The following is a 7,824-nucleotide window of genomic DNA, read 5'->3' on the forward strand; positions in this document are numbered from 1 at the left end:
AGCTAATGTTCGCGGTTATTTTAGGGTGGTGATTTATCGTGTCTGATAGCTATCCAGCCATTCATGCATAGCTTGATGCGAACCTTTAAAGAGCACTCGTTCGGACTTATTCTGTAATTGGTATAGGTACATAGGGTCGTAATACTTGTGCAATAACAAGTTTATCCAGACTAAGTGCAGCGAAGTGTCATTCTGGTTGATTTGCTGATCGAGTGCTTGTTGCATCAAATCTTGCAGTTCTTGATGCTGCTTCCCGCCTAAACGTTTACGAATGCTCACTAAACTTTGCAATAGATAGTCGCTAAATGCCGCAAAACCCGCTTCCGGCCCTAGGCGCTCACAGAAGCCACTATACATTTTATGCACATATTCATTGCGTAAGCGTTCGAGCCTCGCATCGTCCGACTCTTCTAGCACTAAGACATTGGCGGCTTGCATGGCATTGTAAAATGTCTGCGGCAGCGCCGAACGCCCAATCAGGAAGCTTTCATCCTCGAGTAGTAAACAGGCTGCGTCACTCGTTTGGTGTTGTAGCAAGGCAATGGCAAGCTGATTTTCAAAGTTAATCTGCGTCGGCTGTGGGTCGATATTCTTCCCAAAGCTAGAGCCTCTATGATTGGCTATCCCTTCAAGATCAACCGCTTCTTTACGCTGCAATAAGAAATCGGTTTTACCGCAGCCCGTCATCCCGCTCAAACTCAATAACGGCTGCTGAGCTGGTGCCGCTTCAATCACGCCGATCAGATATTGGCGCATGGCCTTATAGCCACCCTGAATATAAGGGACTTCTACACCGGCTTCTTTAAGCCATTGTTGCGTGAGTTGCGAGCGTAAGCCGCCACGAAAACAATAAAGGTAGGCGTTGGGGTTGGCTTTCACATAGCTTGCCCAAGCTTCGATTCTCTGTTGCTTGATGGGGCCATTAACCAGTGAATGACCCAATGCAATCGCGGCTTGCTGACCTGATTGCTTATAACAAGTGCCGACTTTTTCCCTTTCACTATCCAGCATCAAGGGTAAGTTGGTCGAGTTGGGAAACGCACCTCGAGTAAACTCTATGGGTGCTCGCACATCCATGATGGGATGTTGATTAAGGAAAATTTCCCGATATTGTTCTGCAGCGACGATCGCGTTTGACATCAGCACAACACCACATTCGCTTCAGTGGTGGGTGTTTCCAATGATCCAATGCAAATTGGGGCGATGTGATGCGCATCGAGTAGAGCAATCAATTCCGCTTCGGCTTCGGCCGATACGGCAACTAACAGACCACCACTGGTTTGCGGATCGCACAGAATCGCTTTTTGATGCTCGCTGAGCTCGGGGAGATGCTCGCCATAACTGTCGTAATTTCGGTGAGTCCCGCCAGGAACGCAACCTAAGGCTAAGTAATCTAAGGCGCGTGGCAGTAACGGCACCGCATCAAATTTGAGTTTTGCCGTGAGCTTGGCACCTTGGCACATTTCGAGTAAGTGTCCCGCCAGTCCAAATCCTGTGACATCGGTCAGGGCGTTTACACCGCTAATTTTGGCAATCTTCGTGCCTATAGTATTCAGCTGACACATAGCATTAACCGCAATGTGACAGTCTTCATCTTGGAGTTTTTTCTGTTTTTGCGCCGTGGTTAAAATGCCAATGCCGATAGGTTTAGTGAGATATAAACGATCGCCTGCTTTAGCAGTGTCATTTTGTTTTAAGTCAGTTAACGCAATTTGTCCTGTCACTGCGAGCCCAAAAATCGGTTCAGGCGCATCTATGCTGTGGCCACCGGCTAGCATGATCCCGGCTTCCATACAGGCCTGTCTGCCGCCATCGACCACTTGTTGTGCGACTTCTGCGGGTAGCTTATTGATTGGCCAGCCTAAAATAGCGATCGCCATGATAGGCGTGCCGCCCATGGCATAAATATCACTGATCGCATTAGTCGCAGCGATGCGGCCAAAGGTGAAGGGATCGTCAACAATTGGCATGAAAAAATCGGTAGTGCTGATGATGCCTATGTCGTCATTGAGTTTATACACTGCGGCATCGTCACGGCTTTGATTGCCGACCAGCAGATTAGGATCAGTAAACACGGGTAACTGTGAGGCCAAGATAGTGCTGAGCACTTTAGGGGATATCTTGCAGCCACAACCTGCACCATGACTATATTCTGTTAGTTTGATTGATTCTGGGAGTGTAACTGGGGAATCTGACATGATCTCAACAGCCTATTTAAGTGATTAAGGCATCATCATAATCAGATACGGCCACCATGCAAGGTGGCCGTATGACTTTCGGGCAGAATTGTGGTTTAGCTATAAGTTGCGGTTAGGCTTCGCCAATGTTTTTGCTGGACTAAGAAACGCGCTTTTAGCTCTTCAACTTGCTGCAATAGCTGCTGATCGACAAGTTGTTTACGCTTGGCCTCAAGCAAGGTTTTCTTCGCTTGGTAGTAATCCATTAAGTGAAGTTTGAGTAATTCATACTCAGCTTGGACTTTTTCAATAATTTCATCGGCATTGGGTAAGTGCACGACTTTGTTCTTTGTCCGCAGTAGCTGCATCTGCAAACGTGCGCTCTCTATACGCTCCTGTGGACTCGTACGTAAGTCCTTGGCTAACCCCAACCAAGATAATGACTTAATCAACCATTTAGTTGGATCGTAGTGCCACCATTTAATGCCATTACGATAGTCATTTTCGAAGATGTGATGGAAATTATGGTAGCCCTCACCGTAGGTCAACATGGCGAGAAAGCCATTGTCGCGGGCGGTGTTCTTATCGGTATAAGGCTGGCTGCCCCAGACGTGCGCTAAAGAGTTGATGAAGAAAGTGCAGTGATGCACCACCACTAAACGCAGTAAACCCGCCATCAATAACATAGACAGCACGTCGCCATTTAACCAGCCGAGCAGGGCAGGCAGTCCAATGTTCATCAGTAATACGAGTGCGAGGTAATGTTTGTGTTGCCACATAACGATACGGTCATTTTGCAGATCGCGCACATTTTGATAATCATGATAGCGTTGCGACTGATACTCACGCAGCATCCAACCGATATGGCTGTACCAGAATCCCATGTTGGCCGAGTACGGATCTTTGTCGTTATCATCGACGTGCTTATGGTGCACTCTGTGATCGGATGCCCAGTGTAATGCACTGTTTTGTAATGCTAAAGCGCCACCGAGTGCATACATGAAACGCACAGCTGGATGGGCTTTATAGGCTTTGTGTGACCACAGTCTGTGATAACCTGCGGTGATCGACAGACCACTGGCAAAGGCTAAGACAATAAAAGCGATCCATTCACTGGCACCGTAGCCGTGAACAATACCGCGCCATGGAACTAAGATCACCGCACTGAGGAAAGTGATGGCAAACAGACTGACATTAAGCCAGATGATAGGGGGTTTTTTCATTATAGGTTTCCAAAATTCGCTTTTGAGCGTACATCTGTAAGCTAATTTAGCCTAGCTATATTGTTTGGTCAAGGACGATGGGGCTGTGTTTAATGCCTAAAAGCGGTATTATCGCGTCATTACATTCAGTTAGCGGATTTAAGAATGGGTATTCGAGCACAGCAAAAAGAGAAAACTCGTCGAGCTTTAGTCGATGCGGCCTTTAATCAGCTAAGTGCTGAGCGCAGTTTCTCAAGTCTGAGTTTGCGAGAGGTTGCTCGGGAAGCCAATATCGCGCCGACATCTTTTTATCGCCATTTTAAAGATATGAACGAACTCGGTCTCACTATGGTGGACGAGGGCGGATTAACACTCAGGCAGATGATGCGAAAAGGCCGTCAGCGAGCCGAAGCCGGTGGCAGTGTGATCCGTATCTCTGTTGATACTTTTATGGAAGTGCTTGATTCTAATCCAAACGTATTCCGTATCTTATTGCATGAACGTTCAGGAACTTCAGCAGCTTTCCGTGCGGCGGTTGCCCGCGAAATTGAACATTTTATTTCTGAATTGGCTCACTATACCGAAGCGAAAGCGGGCCGAACCCCGTTATTAGCTCGGGCACAGGCAGAAGCCTTAGTAACTTTGGTGTTTAACGCCGGCGCTTCAGCATTAGATATGAAACGCGCCGATCGAAAAATCTTGGCCGATCAATTAGTCATGCAACTGCGTATGGTCGCCAAAGGCGCCGAGGCTTTGCAGCATAAGGTCGAACATCGCTGATTTGAGAAATATGTAGAGTCGCAAAAAATAATGGAGCCTGAGGCTCCATTATTTTTGCGAATTTATGTTTGAGTGCTGTGCAGCGTTTAACTGCTATGCAGTCGAGCTCAATGCATTTGAGGTGACTAACGACGCTCTAGTAGGACACCTGTTTCCATGTGATCGGTATAAGGGAACTGATCAAACAAGGCGAAGCGAGTGACTTTATGGGTTTCGTTCAGTTGCTGCAGATTGTCTTTTAAGGTTTCAGGGTTGCAGGAAATATATAAGATCCGCTCGTAACCTTGTACTAACGCCAATGTATCAGGATCAATCCCTGCGCGTGGTGGGTCGACAAAAATAGTGTTGCACACATAGCTGTCGAGATCGATACCTTCTAAACGTCTGAAGCTGCGTTTCTTCGCCATGGCATCGCTAAAGTCTTCGGCCGACATGCGAATAATCTGCAGGTTCTCAATACCATTCACTTCGATATTATATTGCGCCGCATCGACTGAGGGCTTAGCGAGTTCGGTGGCCAATACGCGATTAAAGTTTTGCGCCAGTGCGATAGAGAAATTGCCATTACCACAGTAGAGTTCTAGTAAATCACCCTGACTGTTCTGAGTTGCATCGATAGCCCACTCCAACATTTTTACGGAAACTTTGGCATTCGGTTGAGTAAAGCTGTTCTCGATTTGCTTATATAAGAAGGTTTTATCATTCACTTGTAATGACTCGACCACAAAGTCTTTATCTAAATCGATTTTTTGCTTACGGGCACGGCCGATGATGTTGACGTTAAACTGGCTGCTTAACTTGGCTTTTAGTGCAGCCGCATCGGCGCGCCATTGGTCATCAAGCTGTCTGTGATAAAGCAAGGACACTAAAATCTCGCCGCTTAAGGTCGACAAAAAATCCACTTGGAACAGTTTATGTCTTAGACTAGGATTCGGTTTTAGTTCGGCGATTAAGGCCGACATCATTTGATTGATGAGCACGCTGGCTGGCAAGTATTGATCGCATCGCACTTTCTCATTCAATACTTTATCGAACATGTAATAGTATAAGTCGTCACCGTCATGCCACATGCGGAACTCAGCACGCATACGGTAGTTGGCAGGCTCTGAGGCAAAAACTTCAACACTCGGTGTTTCAAATTGGGCAAAGGCTTGTTCTAGCTTGATACGCTTGTGTTCTAACTGCGTATCATAAGTCTGAGGGTCCATTGCTGCTAAGTTCATTGTTTGATTCACCGTTGCTGTAAATTGGGGCGCAAATATTATACTAGGTGACACGAATGTCCAGCATCTTGCTTTTGCTGTTTATGCAAAGCTGTGGGAAAATCTGCGCGCTTGAGTGTGATTCTATGGATATTCAATGAGTATTTGGTTGGATTCATTCAGTCATCAAACATCGAATCAGTTAATGTTGTAATGCGTTCAATCTGTATAGCCAATTTGTTATAACCGAAACGGGAGACTCGCTTGTCGCGACCTATATTAGTGTTTGATTCTGGGATTGGTGGCCTATCCGTATTGGCTGAAATCCGCAAGAGTTTGCCCCATAGCGATTATTGTTATCTTTTCGACAATGCGAGGTTGCCCTATGGCGAGTTAGAAGAGCAGGTATTAATTGCTGGCTGTGTCGCATTAGTATGTGATCTTGTAGCTCGCACCAATGCAATGATAGTGGTCGTCGCCTGCAATACCGCGAGCACTGTTGTGCTACCGGCATTACGTGCAAACCTCAGTATTCCTGTTGTGGGCGTTGTACCCGCTATCAAACCCGCGGCACAGATGTCTAAGAGTAAACGTATTGGACTCTTGGCTACCCCTGGCACAGTTAAGCGTCATTATACCCATGAGCTCATCAGCCAATTTGCCGATGATTGCCATGTCGAACTTTTTGGTTGTTCTGAACTTGTCATGATGGCGGAGCAGAAAATAGCGACAGGTGAAATGGACATGCACAGACTGGCAGATTTACTCGCGCCAGTCGTTGCCGCGCAATTGGACGTGCTCGTACTGGGTTGTACTCACTTCCCGATGATCCAAGCTGAATTACAACAAGTGCTCGGTGCGGGCGTAACGCTAATGGATTCTGGCGCTGCGATAGCTAAGCGAGTCGTGACTCTTTTAACGCAACAGAATCTTATTGTGGAACAGCGCAGAGTAACAAATGAGAGAGAAGCATTAGGGGAGTCAGCAATGCAGGCGTTCTATACTAAAGCGGAAATCAGTGAAGGCTTAACAACAACATTAATTGATTGTGGCTTTTCAACTATCGAACGAATCACCACAACCAACTAAATTTACAACGTCAAACAAAACAGTTTAAACGGTAATGCTACTCGTCAGTACCAGTACGGTCGGCAGCTTCCGAATCTTGTGTTTTTGCTTCTCTTACTTTTAAGGTTCTTTCTTGGAAGCTATAGTCATTCAGTTTAACCATGGCTTTCTGAGCGCCAGACTCTGACATCTCCACAAAACCAAAACCTTTACGACGACCAGTCTTACGATCTCTGACTAAACGCACAGAGTTTACTGGGCCAAACTCACCAAACAATACTTTTACTTCACCTTCATGGACACGATAAGGCAGGTTACCTACATATAAGGTCATAGTAGGACCAACATATTGTTCTTCTGTAGCATGAGATGATGAAGTCTCTGGAACAAGTTTAAAGATAAGGCTAGTCACAATAACGCCTGCAACGAAGGCAATATAAGCCGGCAGCGTAGGTGCAAACTGAAATAGCACAAAGGCGCCAACAATGGCGACAATCAAAACAATAAGAAATGACTTTTGCATAAGAATGCTCTCTGATGAATGGAAAATTGATAAATAACTGTTAACAGCAAGTATATGGTAATGAATTATTTACTTTTACACTAGACCATTGCTGAAATATTGAGCGTGAATTATCAATTATTAGCTAAAAAAGCTGACTTATCTCTGATAAATAAGGTCTACAAGCTAAAAAATGGTCATAACGTTTAAAATATCGACGTACGATTCAATGATCGCTAAAAAGCCCTTGCGGACTTTCTCAATCTCCCTATAATGCGCATCCACTGACACGGCAGACAGCGTAACGCAAGTTAAGCAAAGAAAGCCAAGCAGTTCATCGGTTAGCGAGCTAAACGATGAGTGTTGAGAAAGTTGAAAAAACTACTTGACGCATTAACGGGAATGCGTAGAATACGCAGCCCTGACCCGCTGAAAACTCAGTGTGTGGTCAACGCTCTTTAACAATTTATCAAGCAAATCTGTGTGGACACTCACAGGTGTTGAGTTAATCGAAACTGCTTAACCCTCGGGTTGGCAGTCAAAAATTTAAATCAACCAATTCTTTCACGAGAGTGATGAGTGTTCATAGCAATATGTACAAAGACTTACTACTTATTTTCGGATAAGTAGAAGTCGAACAGAATTCGTTGAGCCGTTTGACGCAAGTCAAACAACAAAACTTTAATTGAAGAGTTTGATCATGGCTCAGATTGAACGCTGGCGGCAGGCCTAACACATGCAAGTCGAGCGGCAGCGGGAAGGTAGTTTACTATCTTTGCCGGCGAGCGGCGGACGGGTGAGTAATGCCTAGGGATCTGCCCAGTCGAGGGGGATAACAGTTGGAAACGACTGCTAATACCGCATACGCCCTACGGGGGAAAGGAGGGGACCTT

General features: G+C 45.8%; 7 protein-coding genes and 1 rRNA gene. 3 read left to right on the forward strand and 5 right to left on the reverse strand.

Annotated features, from left to right (window positions below):
- Positions 1-33: 33 nt before the first annotated feature.
- The 3 genes from mnmH to Q4Q46_RS09590 all read right to left on the reverse strand — a co-directional run bounded on the left by mnmH (position 34) and on the right by Q4Q46_RS09590 (position 3,400).
- Positions 34-1,140: a tRNA 2-selenouridine(34) synthase MnmH gene (gene mnmH, locus Q4Q46_RS09580; RefSeq protein WP_311905836.1), complete on the reverse strand. Its 1,107-nt coding sequence runs from the start codon at positions 1,138-1,140 to the stop codon at positions 34-36.
- The gene (gene selD, locus Q4Q46_RS09585; protein WP_259544462.1) at positions 1,140-2,198 is read right to left on the reverse strand and encodes a selenide, water dikinase SelD; all 1,059 of its coding nucleotides are present in this window, start codon (positions 2,196-2,198) and stop codon (positions 1,140-1,142) included. The genes mnmH and selD overlap by 1 nt, the downstream gene beginning before the upstream one ends.
- A gap of 95 nt (positions 2,199-2,293) precedes the next feature.
- Positions 2,294-3,400, reverse strand: a complete 1,107-nt coding sequence (locus tag Q4Q46_RS09590) for an acyl-CoA desaturase (protein ID WP_063884298.1) — start codon at positions 3,398-3,400, stop codon at positions 2,294-2,296.
- A gap of 144 nt (positions 3,401-3,544) precedes the next feature.
- Between Q4Q46_RS09590 and fabR the strand changes: the two genes are divergently transcribed.
- Positions 3,545-4,159: an HTH-type transcriptional repressor FabR gene (fabR, locus tag Q4Q46_RS09595; RefSeq protein WP_006083621.1), complete on the forward strand. Its 615-nt coding sequence runs from the start codon at positions 3,545-3,547 to the stop codon at positions 4,157-4,159.
- A 125-nt stretch (positions 4,160-4,284) separates the two neighbouring features.
- Here the strand turns inward: fabR and trmA are convergent, their stop codons facing one another.
- On the reverse strand, positions 4,285-5,382 hold the full coding sequence (gene trmA / locus Q4Q46_RS09600; protein ID WP_115335998.1) for a tRNA (uridine(54)-C5)-methyltransferase TrmA: 1,098 nt from the start codon (positions 5,380-5,382) through the stop codon (positions 4,285-4,287).
- Positions 5,383-5,625: 243 nt separating this feature from the next.
- On the opposite strand from trmA, the gene murI reads away from it, so the two are divergent.
- The gene (gene murI, locus Q4Q46_RS09605; RefSeq protein WP_311905837.1) at positions 5,626-6,450 is read left to right on the forward strand and encodes a glutamate racemase; all 825 of its coding nucleotides are present in this window, start codon (positions 5,626-5,628) and stop codon (positions 6,448-6,450) included.
- A gap of 37 nt (positions 6,451-6,487) precedes the next feature.
- Here murI and Q4Q46_RS09610 read toward each other — a convergent pair whose 3' ends face one another.
- Complete coding sequence (locus Q4Q46_RS09610; RefSeq protein ID WP_006083618.1) at positions 6,488-6,952, reverse strand: RNA-binding protein; 465 nt, start codon at positions 6,950-6,952, stop codon at positions 6,488-6,490.
- Between the two features lie 661 nt (positions 6,953-7,613).
- Between Q4Q46_RS09610 and Q4Q46_RS09615 the strand changes: the two genes are divergently transcribed.
- Positions 7,614-7,824: ribosomal RNA gene (locus Q4Q46_RS09615) — 16S ribosomal RNA — on the forward strand; the annotation flags it as partial.

The sequence above is a fragment of the Shewanella vaxholmensis genome (genome assembly GCF_031932135.1).
Taxonomy (GTDB): domain Bacteria; phylum Pseudomonadota; class Gammaproteobacteria; order Enterobacterales; family Shewanellaceae; genus Shewanella; species Shewanella hafniensis.